Origin of the sequence: Pseudomonas graminis (genome assembly GCF_013201545.1) — a bacterium.
In the GTDB taxonomy this organism is placed as follows: Bacteria; Pseudomonadota; Gammaproteobacteria; order Pseudomonadales; family Pseudomonadaceae; genus Aquipseudomonas.
Genome location: NZ_CP053746.1, coordinates 642577 through 659120 on the forward strand (window position 1 = coordinate 642577; position 16544 = coordinate 659120).

The 16544-nt window shown below is 59.7% G+C and carries 16 protein-coding genes; 4 read left to right on the forward strand and 12 right to left on the reverse strand.

Annotated elements, in window-relative coordinates:
• Positions 1–21 precede the first annotated feature (21 nt).
• On the reverse strand, positions 22–414 hold the full coding sequence (gene rpsI, locus FX982_RS02940; protein ID WP_172609585.1) for a 30S ribosomal protein S9: 393 nt from the start codon (positions 412–414) through the stop codon (positions 22–24).
• A gap of 14 nt (positions 415–428) precedes the next feature.
• On the reverse strand, positions 429–857 hold the full coding sequence (rplM, locus tag FX982_RS02945) for a 50S ribosomal protein L13 (protein WP_019693576.1): 429 nt from the start codon (positions 855–857) through the stop codon (positions 429–431).
• 240 nt (positions 858–1097) lie between these two features.
• Between rplM and FX982_RS02950 the strand changes: the two genes are divergently transcribed.
• A complete protein-coding gene (locus FX982_RS02950) occupies positions 1098–2135 on the forward strand; it encodes an NADP(H)-dependent aldo-keto reductase (protein WP_172609586.1) in 1038 nt (345 codons plus the stop codon).
• A 78-nt stretch (positions 2136–2213) separates the two neighbouring features.
• On the opposite strand, the gene FX982_RS02955 is transcribed toward FX982_RS02950, so the two are convergent.
• Positions 2214–3350: an acyl-CoA dehydrogenase family protein gene (locus FX982_RS02955; protein WP_172609587.1), complete on the reverse strand. Its 1137-nt coding sequence runs from the start codon at positions 3348–3350 to the stop codon at positions 2214–2216.
• Positions 3351–3570: 220 nt separating this feature from the next.
• Here FX982_RS02955 and FX982_RS02960 point away from each other — a divergent pair, with 220 nt between their 5' ends.
• Complete coding sequence (locus FX982_RS02960) at positions 3571–4491, forward strand: GlxA family transcriptional regulator (protein ID WP_172612965.1); 921 nt, start codon at positions 3571–3573, stop codon at positions 4489–4491.
• Between the two features lie 84 nt (positions 4492–4575).
• On the opposite strand, the gene zapE is transcribed toward FX982_RS02960, so the two are convergent.
• The 3 genes from zapE to FX982_RS02975 all read right to left on the reverse strand — a co-directional run bounded on the left by zapE (position 4576) and on the right by FX982_RS02975 (position 7745).
• Positions 4576–5670: a cell division protein ZapE gene (gene zapE, locus FX982_RS02965; protein ID WP_172609588.1), complete on the reverse strand. Its 1095-nt coding sequence runs from the start codon at positions 5668–5670 to the stop codon at positions 4576–4578.
• 61 nt (positions 5671–5731) lie between these two features.
• A complete protein-coding gene (locus tag FX982_RS02970; protein WP_172609589.1) occupies positions 5732–7087 on the reverse strand; it encodes a tryptophan--tRNA ligase in 1356 nt (451 codons plus the stop codon).
• Between the two features lie 28 nt (positions 7088–7115).
• Positions 7116–7745 carry an alpha/beta hydrolase gene (locus FX982_RS02975; protein ID WP_172609590.1) on the reverse strand — a complete coding sequence of 210 codons (630 nt, stop codon included), beginning with the start codon at positions 7743–7745 and terminating at the stop codon, positions 7116–7118.
• Positions 7746–7890: 145 nt separating this feature from the next.
• On the opposite strand from FX982_RS02975, the gene FX982_RS02980 reads away from it, so the two are divergent.
• A complete protein-coding gene (locus FX982_RS02980) occupies positions 7891–8328 on the forward strand; it encodes a YhcB family protein (protein ID WP_122535918.1) in 438 nt (145 codons plus the stop codon).
• A gap of 140 nt (positions 8329–8468) precedes the next feature.
• Here FX982_RS02980 and cysN read toward each other — a convergent pair whose 3' ends face one another.
• From cysN to FX982_RS03000, 4 genes are all read right to left on the reverse strand, one after another.
• Positions 8469–10367, reverse strand: a complete 1899-nt coding sequence (cysN, locus tag FX982_RS02985; RefSeq protein WP_172609591.1) for a sulfate adenylyltransferase subunit CysN — start codon at positions 10365–10367, stop codon at positions 8469–8471.
• A 92-nt stretch (positions 10368–10459) separates the two neighbouring features.
• Entirely contained in the window at positions 10460–10762 is a 303-nt protein-coding gene (locus tag FX982_RS02990; RefSeq protein WP_172609592.1) for a four helix bundle protein, read from the reverse strand.
• Between the two features lie 60 nt (positions 10763–10822).
• Positions 10823–11740, reverse strand: coding sequence for a sulfate adenylyltransferase subunit CysD (gene cysD / locus FX982_RS02995; protein ID WP_122535916.1), 918 nt, complete (start codon positions 11738–11740; stop codon positions 10823–10825).
• Positions 11741–11887: 147 nt separating this feature from the next.
• A complete protein-coding gene (locus FX982_RS03000) occupies positions 11888–12646 on the reverse strand; it encodes a Nif3-like dinuclear metal center hexameric protein (protein WP_122535915.1) in 759 nt (252 codons plus the stop codon).
• Positions 12647–12744: 98 nt separating this feature from the next.
• Between FX982_RS03000 and algW the strand changes: the two genes are divergently transcribed.
• Entirely contained in the window at positions 12745–13911 is a 1167-nt protein-coding gene (gene algW, locus FX982_RS03005) for a Do family serine endopeptidase AlgW (RefSeq protein WP_172609593.1), read from the forward strand.
• 195 nt (positions 13912–14106) lie between these two features.
• Here the strand turns inward: algW and hisC are convergent, their stop codons facing one another.
• Both hisC and hisD read right to left on the reverse strand, forming a co-directional pair.
• The gene (hisC, locus tag FX982_RS03010; RefSeq protein ID WP_172609594.1) at positions 14107–15165 is read right to left on the reverse strand and encodes a histidinol-phosphate transaminase; all 1059 of its coding nucleotides are present in this window, start codon (positions 15163–15165) and stop codon (positions 14107–14109) included.
• A 2-nt stretch (positions 15166–15167) separates the two neighbouring features.
• Positions 15168–16496: a histidinol dehydrogenase gene (hisD, locus tag FX982_RS03015; protein WP_172609595.1), complete on the reverse strand. Its 1329-nt coding sequence runs from the start codon at positions 16494–16496 to the stop codon at positions 15168–15170.
• Between the last annotated feature and the right edge of the window lie 48 nt (positions 16497–16544).

Here is a 16544-nt window from a genome sequence, read left to right on the forward strand (position 1 = left end):
TTCTTTTTGAACGGAAGCGAATTAACGCTTCGAGTACTGCGGACGCTTACGCGCTTTACGCAGACCGACTTTCTTACGTTCAACTTCGCGAGCATCGCGAGTTACGAAGCCTGCTTTGCGCAGAGCGCTACGCAGGGTTTCGTCGTACTGCATCAGAGCGCGGGTGATACCGTGGCGGATTGCGCCAGCTTGACCACTCACACCACCGCCAATGACAGTGACGTAGATGTCGAATTTCTCGACAGTCTGAGTCAGTTCCAGCGGCTGACGAACTACCATGCGGGCAGTTTCGCGACCGAAGAACGAGTCCAGGGAACGGTTGTTGATGGAGATGTTACCGGTGCCCGGACGCAGGAAAACGCGAGCGGTTGCGGTCTTGCGACGGCCAGTGCCGTAATTTTGAGTCGCCGACATAATGAACTATTCCGTTAAAACTTCAGTTCTTGGGGCTGCTGAGCAGTATGAGGGTGTGCAGCGCCCGCATAGACTTTCAGCTTACGATACATGTCGCGACCCAGCGGGTTCTTAGGCAGCATGCCTTTGACCGCGGTCTCGATCACGCGCTCAGGAGCTTTGGCGATCAGCTTTTCAAAGTTGATCGACTTGATCCCGCCCGGGAAACCGGAGTGAGAGTAGTAGATCTTGTCGGTGGTCTTGGCACCGGTCACACGGATCTGCTCGGCATTGATCACGACGATGTAGTCGCCAGTGTCAACGTGCGGAGTGTATTCCGGCTTGTGCTTGCCACGCAGACGGCTCGCGATTTCAGTGGCCAGACGACCCAGGGTCTGACCAGCAGCGTCGACGACGAACCAGTCGCGCTTTACTGTTTCCGGTTTAGCGGTAAAAGTTTTCATTCTTTATAGCCTCAAAGGCCGCCCTGAAAAATAGACGGCGGAGCATACTCATTAGTACGGTCTTTGACAAGTCAAAGGCCGCCGGGCACGAACGCTATAGGGGGCTCGGGTCAGCGCGTTCGATCGCAGCGGTTTCTTTTGTCGCGGGGCATCACTCCAGCGACAAAGAGGAGCGGAATTATGCAGATTGCGAAAAAAATTTCAACCTGCTTTTATGGCTCTTTTAAACAGGAGAGCCAAATGGACTACCGCCAACTGGGCAGAACCGACCTCAATGTCAGCGCAATCTGCCTCGGCACGATGACCTGGGGTGAGCAGAACAGCCAGTCCGAGGCCTTCGCGCAGATCGAACGGGCCAAGGCCGCCGGCATCAATTTCATCGACACCGCCGAGATGTATCCGGTCCCGCCGAAGAAAGAAACCTACGCCAGCACCGAAACCATCATCGGCAACTGGTTCAAGCAGAGCGGCGACCGCGCCGACTGGATTCTCGCCAGCAAAATCGCCGGTCCCGGCAACGGCATTGATTACGTTCGTGACGGCCAGCTGAAATTCAACCGCGATCACATCGTTGCGGCGCTGGATGCCAGCCTCAAACGCCTGCAGACCGATTACCTCGACCTGTATCAACTGCACTGGCCTGAGCGCAGCACCAACTTCTTCGGCAAGCTGGGTTACAACCACAGTGAGGAGCAGTTCACCCCGCTGCTTGAAGTGCTCGAAGCGCTGGACGAGCAGGTCAAGGCCGGCAAGATCCGCCACGTGGGTCTGTCGAACGAAACGCCGTGGGGCACCATGAAGTTTCTCGCTGAGTCGGATGCCCATGGTTTGACGCGTCCGGTGTCGATTCAGAACCCCTACAACCTGCTCAACCGCAGCTTCGAAGTGGGTCTGGCGGAAGTGGCGATTCGCGAGCAATGCGGCCTGTTGGCCTATTCGCCCATGGCGTTCGGCATGTTGTCCGGCAAATACGCAGACGGCGCTCGCCCTGCCAAGGGCCGTTTGAGCCTGTACAGCCGCTTCACGCGCTATTTCAACCCGCAATCGGAAGCAGCCTGCGCGCGCTACGTTGCGCTGGCTCGCGAGCACGGCCTTGATCCGGCGCAAATGGCGTTGGCGTTCGTCACCAGTCGCAGCTTCGTTACCAGCAACATCATCGGTGCGACCACGCTGGAGCAGCTGGAAAGCAACCTGGCGAGCGCGGAACTGGTGCTGTCGGATGAAGTGCTGGCGGGCATTGAGGCGATACACAAGGATCACCCTAATCCTGCGCCTTGATCGGTGATTGCGTGATCGCTGATTGACTGTGGAACCGCAGAGGGTCTTTATAAGGCCCCTCTGGGGTTCCGCACAGGATTACAGAGACCGGGCGATGATCTCTTTCATGATTTCGTTGGTCCCGGCATAAATCCGCTGCACCCGCGCATCGGCCCACGCCCGGGCGATCGGGTATTCCCACATGAAGCCGTAGCCGCCATGCAGCTGGACGCATTCGTCCAGCACCTTGCATTGCAGGTCGGTCGACCAATATTTCGCCATGGCCGCCGTTGGCACATCCAGCTTCCCTTCCAAATGCAACTCCAGGCATCGATCAATGAACGTACGACCAATCTGAACTTCGGTAGCGATTTCAGCCAGTTTGAAACGTGTGTTCTGGAAGTCGATGATCGCCTTGCCAAACGCCTTGCGTTCCCGCGTGTACTCGAGTGTCCATTGCAAGGCGGCTTCGGCGGAGGCAATGGCACCGATGGCGACTGTCAGACGCTCCTGCGGCAGCTCCTGCATCAAATACGCAAACCCCATCCCGGCCTGCCCGAGCAGATTCTCCCTGGGCACTCTGACGTCCTGGAAGAACAATTCCGACGTGTCCTGCGCCTTCATGCCGACCTTCTCCAGTCGCTTGCCTTTCGCGAAGCCCGGCGTGCCCGCTTCCACGACAAACAGACTGGTGCCCTTCGCGCCCGCCTTGGGATCGGTCTTCGCGACGACAATCATCAGATCAGCAAGAAACCCGTTGGTGATGAAGGTCTTCGAGCCATTAATGACGTACTCGTCCCCGTCCAGCACCGCAGTGGTCTTGACCCCTTGCAGGTCGGAACCTGCGCCCGGCTCGGTCATCGCAATGGCGGTGACCAGCTCCCCGGAGACCAGTTTGGGCAGATATTTGAGCTTCAGCGCCTCGCTGCCGTAGTGCAGGATGTAGGGCGCGACGATGTCCGAATGAAGGGAAAAACCGATACCGGTCAGGCCGAGCCGGGAGATCTCTTCGATCACCACGGTGGTGTAGAGAAAATCCGCGCCCATGCCGCCGTACTCTTCCGGCAGATGCGAACACAACATGCCCTGCTCCCCCGCCCGGTTCCACAGCGTGCGGTCGATGTGGCCCTGCTTCTCCCACTGGGCATGAAAGGGCGCCGCGTGCTGTTCGAAGAACTTGCGCACGCTATTTCGGAAAAGCTCGTGCTCCGAGCTGAAGAGTGTTCTGGGAAGCATGGCTGCACCTGATGCGAAGGATTGTCGGACAAAACGTCAGCAGAGCGTAGGCGCAGCCGGTTGACGGCGACACTGGACACATCCGACAAAAAATAAGACGATCACGCCGTTGCTTGACCACTTTCCCATATAAGAACAAAAGACTATGTCTATCCAACCAAACGCGCCGTTGCGGCGTGTCAGCATTCTTGCGATCGATGGAATTTTTGCCTCCACGCTCATGCAAGCCAAAGACTTCTTTCACCTCGCCAGCCTGCGCTATGGCAAGCAGTTGGGACAGGGCTTCAAGCCGGCCTTCGAAACCCGACTGGTCAGCCCGGACGGCAAGGAAGTGCGCAGCTTCAGCGACGTCGTCATCCCTGTAGACGGCGTGCTTGAACACAGCGACATCATCATCCTTCCCGCTTTCGTCGAAGATTTCGACACCCTGCGCGAACGCTATCCGCAAATCCTGCCGTGGCTGCGTGAGCAACATGCGCGCGGCGCCGTGCTCTGCGGCGAGGCCAGCGGCGTGTTCTGGCTTGGGGATGCGGGGCTGCTCGACGGCAAGGAAGCGACCACCTACTGGCGGTTTTTCAACGAGTTCGCCGAGCGTTTTCCGAACGTGCTGCTCAATCAGGAAAAGCACCTGACCGACGCCGATAACCTGTATTGCGCAGGCGGCACGATTTCAGCGTGTGATCTTTATATCTACCTGATCGAGCGCTTCTGCGGCGCCCATGTCGCGCAGACCGTCGCCCGCGACATTCTCTATGAAGTGCAGCGCAGCTACGCGCCGGGACGGATTGGTTTTGGCGGGCAGAAGCTGCACCAGGACGTGATCATCCTGCAGATTCAGCACTGGCTCGAAGAACACTTCGCCGACAAATTCCGTTTCGAGGATGTGGCTCGCGAGCATGGCATGAGCATCCGCAACTTCATGCGCCGCTTCCAGACCGCAACGGGCGACAAGCCGCTGCATTACCTGCAACGCCTGCGCATCGAAACCGCGAAGGGCTTGCTGTCGGGCTCACGCAAGAGCATCAAGACCATCAGCTATGAAGTCGGCTACGACGATGCCAGCTTCTTCGCGCGGCTGTTCCGTCAACACACCGACCTGTCTCCGAACCAGTATCGGCAGCAGTTTCAGCAGGCTGCCTGACAGCAGCTTCAAGCGGCAAGCTTCAAGCTGCAAGTGAGCGAGATCTCCTCTTGCAGCTTTCCGCTTGAAGCTTGCAGCTCCCGCCTAGGGCTTATGCGCCCGCGACAGGAATTCGTGGGACTGCATTTCCAGCAACCGGCTGAGCGTGCGCTGGAATTCGAAGTTCAGACGGCCGCCGGTGTACAGGTCTTTCAATTCGACTTCCGCCGAGATGATCAACTTGACGTTGCGGTCGTAGAACTCGTCGACCATGTTGATGAACCGGCGCGCGATGTCGTCGGTGGTCACGCTCATCTGCTCGACGCCGCTGAGCAGCACCGCATGGAAGATCTTGCCGAGTTCGATGTAGTCGTTCTGGCTACGCGGCCCGTCGCACAGCTCACGGAAGTCGAACCACGCCACGTCGTCGCAGGTACGAATGGCCTTGATCTGCCGATTCTCGATGATCAGCACATCGTTTTCGATGGCCTTGGTGCATTCCGGGGTCAGCGCACGGAAGCTCTTGCGCATGCTCTCCTCCGCCGCTTCGTTCAGCGGGAAGTGGAACAGCTCGGCTTGCTCCAGATGGCGCAGGCGATAGTCGACGCCGCTGTCGACGTTGACGATCTCGGTGTTCTGCTTGATCAGCGCGATCGCCGGCAGGAAACGCGCACGCTGCAAACCGTCCTTGTAGAGACCGTCGGGAACGATGTTCGAGGTCGCGACCAGGGTCACACCGTTCTTGAACAGCTCTTCCATCAGTGTGCCGAGGATCATCGCGTCGGTAATGTCCGATACGAAAAATTCGTCGAAACAGATCACCCGCGCTTCTTCGGAAAACTGCTTGGCGATCAGGGTCAGCGGGTTCTTCTCGCCCTTGAGGTTTTTCATCTCCTCGTGCACACGCTTCATGAAGCGATGGAAGTGGGTGCGCGTTTTGTCTTCAAACGGCAGCGCTTCGAAGAAGGTGTCAACCAGGTAGGTCTTGCCCCGGCCGACACCACCCCAGAAATACAGCCCCTTCACAATCGGGACTTCTTTCTTGCCGAACAGCTTGCCCAGCAATCCCGGCTTGCGGTCATGGGCGGCGACCAGATCGTCGTACAGACGCTGCAGATGGCGCACCGCATTCTCTTGCGCGGCGTCGTGGAAAAAGTCCGGACGCTTAAGGTCAGCTTGGTATCGTTCTAGAGGAGTCATAGTCGCTTGCAAGGGAGCAAAAACGGGCCGTCACTGTAGCGATGGCCCATTGGAATGGCAATTAATCCTGTTGTGGCGCGGGCGCGAGCGCCAGCTTCAGGCTCTCGATCGCGGCGTCACGAGCAGTGGCATCGGCGAACGCCGGGCTGTCGGCGACACAGGCATCATTCAGCCACAGGGTGAAGGCATCGCCTTCGGGCCGAATGTCCAGCTCACCGCCCTGCTGCAACGCTTTGGTCACCGCGCCGGCCGCTTTGCCGTCTGCGAAATGGCGCGACAGCAGCAGTTGCTCGCCGTCGGCCGCCAGCAGGCGGAAGCGGAAGCTGCCGTCGTCTTCACGGAAGCTGACGAAGCGCGCGCCCTTGCTGGCCTTCTTCTTGGCCGTCGTGACGGTTTGCGCGGCGGTGCGGAATGAACGCAGGCCTACCGCTTCGCGCAGCTCGCCGAGAAACGGCGTGGCCACACGACGGGCCTTCTCGGCGCCTGCCTGCAGGATGTCTTCCAGATCAGTGGGCCGCTCGATCAGACGATGGTAATTCTCCCGTGCCTCGCCCAGCTCCGCGTCCAGCAACTGGAACAGGCGTTGCTTGGCATCGCCCCAACCCAATCCCTGCAACAGGTCGGCGCGGAACTCGTCGCCTTGCTCTTTGCTGGCGAATGCCTGGTACAGCGTGAACAAATGCGAAGTGTCCGGATCCTTGGCTTCGCCCGGAAGGCGCGAGTCAGTGACGATGCGGGAAATTGCTTCCTTCATGTCTTTGGCGCTGGTGAAAAGCGGCACGGTGTTGTCGTAGCTCTTCGACATCTTGCGACCGTCCAAGCCAGGCAGGGTCGCGACGCTTTCTTCAATCAGCGCTTCCGGCATCACGAAGAACTCTTTGCCGTTGCCGAACAGGTGATTGAAGCGCTGACCGATGTCGCGCGCCATTTCGACGTGCTGGATCTGATCACGGCCGACCGGCACTTGATGGGCGTTGAACATCAGGATGTCGGCGGCCATCAGCACCGGGTAGCTGAACAGGCCCATGGTGATGCCGGCGTCCGGGTCTTCACCGGCCTCGACGTTCTTGTCCACCGAGGCCTTGTAGGCGTGGGCGCGGTTGAGCAGGCCCTTGCCGGCCACGCAGGTCAACAGCCAGGTCAACTCGGGGATTTCCGGAATGTCGGACTGGCGATAGAACGTGACGCGCTCGACGTCCAGCCCTGCCGCGAGCCAGGTCGCGGCGATTTCCAGACGCGAGCGCTGAATGCGCAGCGGGTCATCGCATTTGATCAGCGCGTGGTAGTCAGCCAGGAAGTAGAAAGAGTCGGCATCGCTTTGGCGGCTGGCAACGATGGCCGGGCGGATGGCACCGGCGTAGTTGCCCAGGTGCGGCGTGCCGGTGGTGGTGATACCGGTGAGGATACGAGTGGTCATGGCGAGTCGCTTATTTTGGGTGCTGCGATCAATTCGAAAGGCGCGGCAGAATCAGATCCTTGAGATCGGTCAGCTTGCCGTGAAAAAAGTGCCCGCATTCTGCCACTTTCAGCAGCTCATGGGGGCGCGGGAGTTTGTCAGACCAGTCGTATACGAGTTGTGGCTCAACGACTTCGTCGTTGTCGGGCTGAATGATCGTCAAAGCGCCCTTCTGCGGCAATGCGTCGACGCTGGTGATGCGCATCACGGCAGGCGCAACCATGAACAAATGCTTCAGGGTTTCGCCTTCAGCCTCAAGACGCCCGCCCAGGGTAGCCGCCACGAAACCACCGAAGGAAAAACCGAACAAGGTCATGGGCAGATCGGGATGTTTATCCCGCAGCCATTTCGCCGCCGCCTGTGCGTCGTCGACTTCGCCCTCGCCCATGTCCGAGCTGCCGGCGCTGGCGCCAACGCCCCGATAGTTGAAGCGCAGGGTGATCAGGCCGTCATCCCGCGCGGTGCGCTGCAGTGTCGAAATCACTTTATTGAGCATGGTGCCGCCCTGAACCGGGTTAGGATGGCATATCAGCGCGATGCCTTTGGCCTCGTCCAGATCGAGGTACAACGCTTCGAGTTGGCCCACCGGGCCGTCGATGAATACAGGGGTCTCACGCATGAGCAAGAATGAACTCCGTGACCTTCAATTGGGTCGACTCGTCTAGCTGATTGTCTGTGGCTGGCAGGCTGGCGACGTGTCGCCGCTATACAGCGCAGGTTCGAGCCGTTAACGTAAAGCAAAGCCGTTTATAGAGGAAGGACTCGTGGATTACTCGCTCTTAGTTTGGTTGCTGCCGACCATCGCCCTGGTGGTTGGTGTGATCATCGGTTTCTTCGTGGCGCGCGCGCTGCCCAATGCCGTGCCTAACGGGACTCAGCGCCAGCTGGATGACGTTCAGGAGCGTTTCGATACGTATCAGAACGAGGTGATCACCCACTTCAACAGCACGGCCAATCTGGTGCAGAAGCTGTCGCAAAGCTACCACGATGTCCAGGAGCATCTGGCCGAAGGCGCCAACCGTCTGGCCACCGACGACATCACCCGTCAACGACTGCTCGCCGCGCTGCACCCTGACGCGCTCCATCCACACCGCGACCGCCTGACGCCACCACGCACCGCCGCTGAACCGCCGAAGGACTACGCGCCCAAGTCGGCTGATTCCCCCGGCATGCTGGACGAGCATTACGGTTTGAAGAAGTAGCCAACACGTTTCACAGAAAGCCCGCCCCTGAGGTGATCAGGGGCGGGCTTTTTTGTGGCGAGTGGTTGGCCGTGATCCGCAATGGGCCGGAAACAAAAAACCCGCCATCGCTGGCGGGCTTCTTGTTGGGCAAGCGGCGTTTAGATCACGCCACGGGTCCGCAGCAGATCCAGCACGTGCTTGACGCTTTCTTCGACATTCAGCGACTGCGTGTCGATGACCAGATCGGCGTCCAGCGGGACGTCATACGGGAAGGATTCACCCGGGATGTTGTCCTTGTCGGCGGCATAGAGCCCTTGCGGGTCACGCTCGCGACAGACCTGTGGCGACGCCTGAACGTACACGGTGATCAATCGATCATCGCCGATCAGCGCCTTGGCATTCTGCCGACCGCCCGCGTCCGGCGCGACGAACGCCGCGAGGGTCAGCAGGCCCGCTTCGTTGAACTGACGCGCAACGTGGGCGGCACGACGCCAGTTCTCGGTGCGACCGGCGCGATCTTGCGGCAAGCCCTTGTTGACGTCGTGACGCAGATTCTGGCCATCAAGGACGAACACCCCACGGCCCATGTCGAAAAGCTTGCGCTCCACGGCATACGCCAGCGTGCTCTTGCCTGCACCCGACAGACCGCTGAACAGCACGGTCGCCGGCTTCTGGCCGAAGCGCTGAGCGCGCTCTTCTGCGGACACATGGGCCGGCGCGCCGTGATGACTCCCGCCACCCGCAACCACCGGTTTGGCGATGATCATGCCGGCCGCCACGGTGCCGTTGGTCAAACGGTCGATGACGATGAACGCACCCGTCGTGCGGTTGCTGTCGTAGCCGTCAAGAGCGATTGGCGCGTCCAGTGCGATCTTCACGCGACCGATTTCATTCAGCTGCAGCGAACTGGCAGGGCCTTCTTCCAGAGTGTTCACGTCAACACGATGGGTGATGCTGGCAATCGAACCCGGCACGTATGACGTGGCGCGTTTGATGTCGTATTTCTTGCCCGGCAGCATCGGCTCTTCGGCCATCCACACCAGCATGGCGTCGAAGGCGTCGGCCACCTGCGGGACGTTGTCCGCATGCACCAACAGATCGCCACGGGAGATGTCGATCTCGTCTTCCATGGTCAGCGTCACGGCCTGGCCCGGGCCCGCGTGCTCCAGCTCGCCTTCGAAGGTGACGATGGATTTCACGCGGCTGCTCTTGCCGGACGGCAGCACAACCACTTCATCGCCCTTGTGCACGATGCCGCTCGCCAGGGTGCCGGCGAAACCGCGGAAGTTCAGGTTAGGACGGTTGACGTACTGCACCGGGAACCGCAGGTCGGTGAAATTGCGGTCGTTGGCGATCTCGACGGTTTCGAGAATCTCCATCAGCGACTTGCCGGTGTACCACGGCGAACGCTCGCTGCGGTTGACCACATTGTCGCCCTTGAGGGCCGACATCGGCACGAATTCCATGGTGGTCGGCTTCAGCGCAATGCGGTCGGCGAACGCCAGGTAATCAGCCTTGATCTGCTCGAAGACTTTCTCGTCGAAGCCGTTAAGGTCCATCTTGTTGATGGCGACCACGATGTGCTTGATTCCCAGCAACGAGGCGATGTAGCTGTGGCGCTTGGTCTGAGTCTGCACGCCGTAGCGGGCGTCGACCAGAATGATCGCCAGGTCACAGGTGGACGCACCGGTGGCCATGTTGCGGGTGTACTGCTCATGGCCGGGGGTGTCGGCGATGATGAATTTGCGCTTGGCGGTGGAGAAGTAACGGTACGCGACATCGATGGTGATGCCCTGCTCGCGCTCGGCCTGCAGGCCGTCGACCAGCAGCGCCAGATCGACTTCATCGCCCGTGGTGCCGGATTTTTTCGAATCACGGGTGATGGCTTCCAGATGATCTTCATAGATCATCTTGGAATCGTGCAGCAGACGCCCGATCAACGTGCTCTTGCCGTCGTCGACGTTGCCACAGGTCAGGAAGCGCAGCATTTCCTTGCGTTCATGCTGGCCCAGATAGGCGAGGATGTCCTCGCTGATCAATTCAGATTGATGGCTCATTGGGTTCAAGCTCCAAGCTGTAAGCTTCAAGCGGCAAGCTCGTCGGCATACAGCTAGTCAGAAATTTTGTTGATCAGCCCGCAAAGCATTTTTCAAAGCTCGCGGGTTTCAATTATCCAAGCGGCAGCAAGTGACTCAGAGATATAGCCGATTTCTTTAACCACAATGAGCTGGGTTCTCAACTCACCGCAGGACGCTTTCGCTATCCATAAAAACCGGCACTTATCCTTTGCTGTGTAGCGCTCCATGCCTTCTGCGATATTGCTGGGCACTGACAAAGCTGAGCGCGTGATCTGGCTCTTGAAAGCAAGATCTCTGCATGCAGCCAGTTCCTTGTAAATCATGACAGCTAGTGATTTGGCTCTCTGCCAAACCACAAGTCGCTCGAAATCCATTTCGATCACCTCGTATTCGCTTTTGCTTGAAGCTTGCCACTTGAAGCTTGCGGCTGCTTGTTAGAAATAACCCTGACGTTTCTTTTCTTCCATGGAGCCGGCGCCATCGTGGTCGATGACCCGGCCCTGGCGCTCGGAAGTTCGCGTCAGGAGCATTTCCTGAATGATGTCGGTGAGGCTGGTGGCCTCGGACTCGACAGCGCCCGTCAACGGGTAGTCGCCCAGTGTGCGGAAGCGGACCTTTTTCTTGACGATGCGCTTTTTGTCCTCGTCGGACAGGTGATTACGCAGGCGGTCGTCGTCGATCATGATCCAGGTGCCGTTCATCTCGATAACTTCGCGTTCGGCGGCGAAATACAGCGGGACGATCGGGATGCCTTCGAGGTAGATGTACTGCCAGATGTCCAGCTCGGTCCAGTTGGAGAGCGGGAACACGCGGATCGACTCGCCTTTGTTGACGTTGCCGTTGTAAACATTCCACAGCTCGGGACGCTGGTTTTTCGGGTCCCAGCGGTGCTTGGTGTCACGGAAGGAATACACGCGCTCTTTGGCGCGGGATTTCTCTTCGTCACGACGGGCGCCGCCGAACGCGGCATCGAAGCCGTGCTTGTCGAGGGCCTGTTTGAGGCCCTGGGTTTTCATGATATCGGTGTGCTTCGAGCTGCCGTGGGTCAGAGGGTTGATACCCTGCGCGACACCTTCCGGATTCACGTGCACGATTAGGTCCAGGCCCATCTCCTCGACCATCTTGTCGCGGAAGCGGTACATCTCCTGGAATTTCCAGCGGGTGTCGACGTGCATCACCGGGAACGGCAGCTTGCCCGGAAAGAAGGCCTTGCGCGCCAGATGCAGCATCACGGCAGAGTCTTTACCGACGGAGTACAGCATCACCGGGTTATCAAACTCGGCAGCGACCTCGCGGATGATGTGGATGCTTTCCGCCTCCAGCTGTTTCAGATGCGTCAGTTTGTCGACCATGGTTACTCACGGGATAACGTACATGTATGGAGAGCCTGCGGGCTCTATCGAGCGAGGCACTTTATCATGGGCCCTGATTCTATTCAGCGGCGGGGATAGATCGAAACGATCTAACCATATAGCTCAGGCTTTGGACCTCCCAACTCGCTAGATCGGGTTCGGACAGTCGATGAACAGATGCTCCAGGGCAAAGCGCCGCGCCAGATAATCGCCCAGGGCCTGCACACCATACCGCTCGGTGGCGTGATGGCCGGCGGCGATGAAGCTGATACCGTTTTCCCGCGCGCTGTGAAAGGTCTGCTCGGACGCCTCGCCGCTCAAATACAGGTCCACGCCGGCCAGCACGGCTTGATCGATGTAGCCCTGCCCGCCACCGGTGCACCAGCCGACCCGTCGAATCATGCCATCGCCCTCGATCAGCAGCGGCTCGCGCCCCAACGCACTCTGCACACGACGGGCGAAATCCCGGGGTGTCATGGCCTCGCTGAGTGAGCCGACCAACCCGACGATGCGCGGATTGTCCGGGTCCAGCGGCCCTTCGACGGTGATCTCCAACTGCTGGGCCAATTGAACGTTATTGCCCACGTCGGCATGAAGGTCGAGGGGCAAGTGATAGGAGAGCAGGCTGATGTCGTGCTTGAGCAGCGTCTTCAGCCGGCGCTGTTTCATGCCGGTGATGCAGGGGTTCTCGCCTTTCCAGAAATAGCCGTGATGAACCAGCACCAGATCGGCATTGGCCTCCACCGCCGCGTCCAGCAGCGCCTGACTGGCGGTGACGCCGGAGACGATTCGGCTGACCTGCGGCCGACCCTCGACCTGCAGGCCGTTGGGGCAATAATCCTGAATCCGCGCGCTCCCGAGATAACGGTCCGCTTCTTCAACCAGGGTGCTCAAGGCAACCGCCATAAAAGTCTCCTAAATATGCAATCCAGACCGTGTCGGTCCTCGTATAATGCCGGCCATTATGGCGCAGCTAGGCGCTTCTACCTTCAGGACTCCGCTCAATGTTTAAAGCGCTGCGTTTTCTCGGCTGGCCCTTGCTCGCTGGTGTGCTTATCGCTTTATTGATTATCCAGCGCTACCCAGAGTGGGTCGGGCTTCCAAGCCAGGACGTGAACCTGCAACAAGCGCCGCAGCAGACCTTCGTGCAACAAGGCCCTGTGTCGTACGCGGACGCCGTCAGCAGCGCCGCCCCCGCCGTGGCCAATCTGTACACGACCAAGATGGTCAATAACAACAATAAGCCCAACCATCCGCTGTTCGACGACCCGCAGTTCCGTCGTTTCTTCGGCGACAACCTGCCTAAACAAAAGCGCATGCAGTCGAGCCTGGGATCGGCCGTGATCATGAGCCCGGAAGGCTACCTGCTGACCAACAACCACGTGACCTCTGGTGCGGACCAGATTGTCGTGGCGCTCAAGGATGGCCGCGAGACGATTGCCAAAGTCGTCGGCAGCGACCCCGAGACCGATCTTGCGGTCCTGAAGATTGATCTGAAGAACCTGCCCTCCATTACCCTCGGCCGTTCTGATGCCATCCGCATCGGCGACGTTGCATTGGCCATCGGTAACCCGTTCGGCGTTGGCCAGACCGTGACCATGGGCATCATCAGTGCCACCGGACGCAACCAACTGGGCCTCAACACCTACGAAGACTTCATTCAGACCGACGCGGCGATCAACCCCGGTAACTCGGGCGGCGCGCTGGTGGACGCCAACGGCAACCTGACGGGGATCAACACGGCGATCTTTTCCAAGTCCGGCGGCTCCCAAGGCATCGGTTTTGCGATCCCGACCAAGTTGGCCCTGGAGGTGATGAAGTCGATCATCGAGCACGGTCAGGTGATTCGCGGCTGGTTGGGCATCGAGGTACAGCCGCTAACCGAGGAGCTGTCTGGATCGTTCGGGCTTAAGGATCGTCCGGGCATCGTGGTCGCCGGGATCTTCCGCGACGGCCCGGCGCAGAAGGCAGGCTTGCAACTGGGTGATGTGATCTTGAGCATCAACGGCGAACCGGCAGGTGATGGCCGTCGTTCAATGAATCAGGTGGCCCGCACCAAGCCGACTGACAAGATCGCCATTGAGGTCATGCGCAACGGCAAGGAATTGAAACTGAACGCCGAGGTGGGTGTGCGCCCACCGCAGACAACGGCGCCTGCGGCGGAGAATTGATCGGCGCGGTCATCGATCACCTTTTTGGCGGATGCAACAGACGACGATAACTTGCTCACGAAGAGGCCGGGTTGCCCGCCACATCTTTGGCGGCTGAACCACCTTCGCGAGCAAGCTCGCTCCCACCTGCACTTCCATCTGCCGCCTGCAGAGCTGACTCCAAGAGGATTCAGCCCAGCCCAAGCAGGCTTTACATTAGTTCGACACGTCACCCAACGCATCCACCAGCGCCTGGTTCTGTTCAGGCGTGCCGATGGTGATACGCAGGAATTGCGCGATGCGCGCCTGTTTGAAGTGGCGCACGATCACGCCCTGCTCGCGCACCTTCGCTGCCAGACCGGCAGCGTCATGCTGAGGGTGGCGGGCGAAAATGAAGTTCGCCGCCGAGGGCAGCACTTCAAAGCCCTTGCCTTCCAACTGCTCGACCAGCGCTTCACGGCTGGCGATGACGCGCTGGCAGGTGCTCTCGAAATACTCGCGGTCATCGAACGCTGCGGCCGCGCCGACAATCGCCATTCGGTCCAGGGGATACGAGTTGAAGCTGTTCTTGACCCGTTCCAGCGCTTCGATCAGGTCCGGATGCCCCACCGCAAGGCCCACCCGCAGCCCGGCGAGGGAGCGCGATTTGGACAGCGTTTGAGTGACCAGCAGGTTCGGATAGCGGTCCACCAGACTGATCGCGGTTTCGCCACCGAAGTCAATATACGCCTCGTCGACGATCACCACTGAATCCGGGCTGTTCTTGAGGATTTGCTCAACGGCATCGAGGGCCAACAGGCAGCCGGTGGGTGCGTTGGGGTTCGGGAAAATGATGCCGCCATTAGGGCGCGCATAATCTTCGACGCGAATCTGAAACTGCTCGTCCAGCGGCACGGCTTGGTAATCGACGCCATACAGGCCGCAGTACACCGGATAGAAGCTGTAGCTGATGTCCGGAAAAAGCAGCGGCTTATCCTGCCGGAAAAACGCGTTATAGGCGTGGGCCAGTACTTCGTCCGAACCGTTGCCGAGGAACACGCGACTGGCGTCGACGCCGTAATAACGCGCCACCGCCTGCTTCAGCAGATCGCTGTTGGGGTCGGGGTATAGACGCAGTTCATCACTGATTGCAGCACGCATGGCATCGATCGCCTTGGGCGACGGGCCATAGGGGTTTTCATTGGTGTTGAGCTTCACCAGCTTGGTCAGCTTGGGCTGCTCGCCCGGCACATACGGCACCAGGTCGTTGACGAAGGGACTCCAGAATTTGCTCATGTTCAGTTGCCCTCTTGTTCGGTGTCGACGATGCGGTATTCGGCGCTGCGGGCGTGGGCGGTCAATGACTCGCCACGTGCCAGAACCGAAGCCGTTTTGCCCAGCTCGGACGCGCCCTGCTCCGAGCAGAAAATGATCGATGAGCGTTTCTGGAAATCGTACACACCCAAGGGCGAGGAGAACCGTGCGGTGCCCGACGTAGGCAACACGTGGTTGGGACCGGCGCAGTAGTCGCCCAGCGCTTCGGACGTGTGGCGGCCCATGAAGATCGCGCCGGCGTGGCGAATCTGCGGCAGCCATGCCTCAGGATCAGCCACTGACAACTCCAAGTGTTCCGGCGCGATGCGATTGGCGACTTCGATGGCCTGGGCCATGTCGGCCACTTTGATCAAGGCGCCACGGCCATTGATCGAGGTCTGGATAATTTCCGCGCGCTCCATCGTCGGCATCAATTTGGCGATGCTGGCCGCGACGCGGTCGAGGAAGTCGGCGTCGGGGCTGACCAGGATCGCCTGGGCGTCTTCGTCGTGCTCGGCCTGGGAGAACAGGTCCATGGCGATCCAGTCCGGGTCGGTCTGGCCGTCGCACACCACCAGAATCTCCGACGGGCCGGCGATCATGTCGATGCCCACCTGACCAAAGACGTGACGCTTGGCAGTAGCCACATAGATGTTGCCCGGGCCCACAACCTTGTCCACTTTCGGGACGCTTTCAGTGCCATACGCCAGCGCCGCAACCGCCTGCGCGCCGCCGATGGTAAACACGCGATCGACGCCGGCGATGCAGGCCGCCGCCAGTACCAGCTCGTTGAGCTCACCGCGCGGGGTTGGCACGACCATGACTACCTCGCCTACGCCGGCGACTTTGGCCGGAATGGCGTTCATCAACACCGAAGACGGGTAAGACGCTTTACCGCCCGGGACGTAAAGCCCGGCGCGGTCCAACGGAGTGACCTTCTGGCCGAGCACGGTGCCGTCAGCTTCGGTGTAGCTCCAGGAATCCTGCTTCTGCCGCTCGTGGTAACTGCGCACACGGTCAGCTGCTTTCTCGAGGGCTTGGCGCTGGGCGGGCGTGATGCGGGTCAGTGCCAGCTCCAGACGCTCCCGCGGCAGGATCAGGTCCGCCATCGACGCCACGTCCAGGCCGTCGAAACGGCGGGTGTACTCCACCAGCGCCGCATCGCCGCGCTCACGCACGTTCTTGATGATGTCCAGCACACGCTCATTGACCGAGTCGTCAGACACACTTTCCCAGCTCAGCAGATGATCCAGATGACGGGCAAAGTCCGGATCGGCAGCGTTGAGTCGGCGAATAGCGTTGGGAGTGGTCATAGCGTGGGCCTCAATGATGGCGATTTCTCAGGTGGCGATTTCAGTTGC

Coding starts and splice junctions, on each gene's coding strand:
- rpsI (WP_172609585.1), bottom strand. CDS start 414: ATGTCGGCGACTCAAAATTACGGCACTGGCCGTCGCAAGACCGCAACC.
- rplM (WP_019693576.1), bottom strand. CDS start 857: ATGAAAACTTTTACCGCTAAACCGGAAACAGTAAAGCGCGACTGGTTC.
- FX982_RS02950 (WP_172609586.1), top strand. CDS start 1,098: ATGGACTACCGCCAACTGGGCAGAACCGACCTCAATGTCAGCGCAATC.
- FX982_RS02955 (WP_172609587.1), bottom strand. CDS start 3,350: ATGCTTCCCAGAACACTCTTCAGCTCGGAGCACGAGCTTTTCCGAAAT.
- FX982_RS02960 (WP_172612965.1), top strand. CDS start 3,571: ATGCAAGCCAAAGACTTCTTTCACCTCGCCAGCCTGCGCTATGGCAAG.
- zapE (WP_172609588.1), bottom strand. CDS start 5,670: ATGACTCCTCTAGAACGATACCAAGCTGACCTTAAGCGTCCGGACTTT.
- FX982_RS02970 (WP_172609589.1), bottom strand. CDS start 7,087: ATGACCACTCGTATCCTCACCGGTATCACCACCACCGGCACGCCGCAC.
- FX982_RS02975 (WP_172609590.1), bottom strand. CDS start 7,745: ATGCGTGAGACCCCTGTATTCATCGACGGCCCGGTGGGCCAACTCGAA.
- cysN (WP_172609591.1), bottom strand. CDS start 10,367: ATGAGCCATCAATCTGAATTGATCAGCGAGGACATCCTCGCCTATCTG.
- FX982_RS02990 (WP_172609592.1), bottom strand. CDS start 10,762: ATGGATTTCGAGCGACTTGTGGTTTGGCAGAGAGCCAAATCACTAGCT.
- cysD (WP_122535916.1), bottom strand. CDS start 11,740: ATGGTCGACAAACTGACGCATCTGAAACAGCTGGAGGCGGAAAGCATC.
- FX982_RS03000 (WP_122535915.1), bottom strand. CDS start 12,646: ATGGCGGTTGCCTTGAGCACCCTGGTTGAAGAAGCGGACCGTTATCTC.
- algW (WP_172609593.1), top strand. CDS start 12,745: ATGTTTAAAGCGCTGCGTTTTCTCGGCTGGCCCTTGCTCGCTGGTGTG.
- hisC (WP_172609594.1), bottom strand. CDS start 15,165: ATGAGCAAATTCTGGAGTCCCTTCGTCAACGACCTGGTGCCGTATGTG.
- hisD (WP_172609595.1), bottom strand. CDS start 16,496: ATGACCACTCCCAACGCTATTCGCCGACTCAACGCTGCCGATCCGGAC.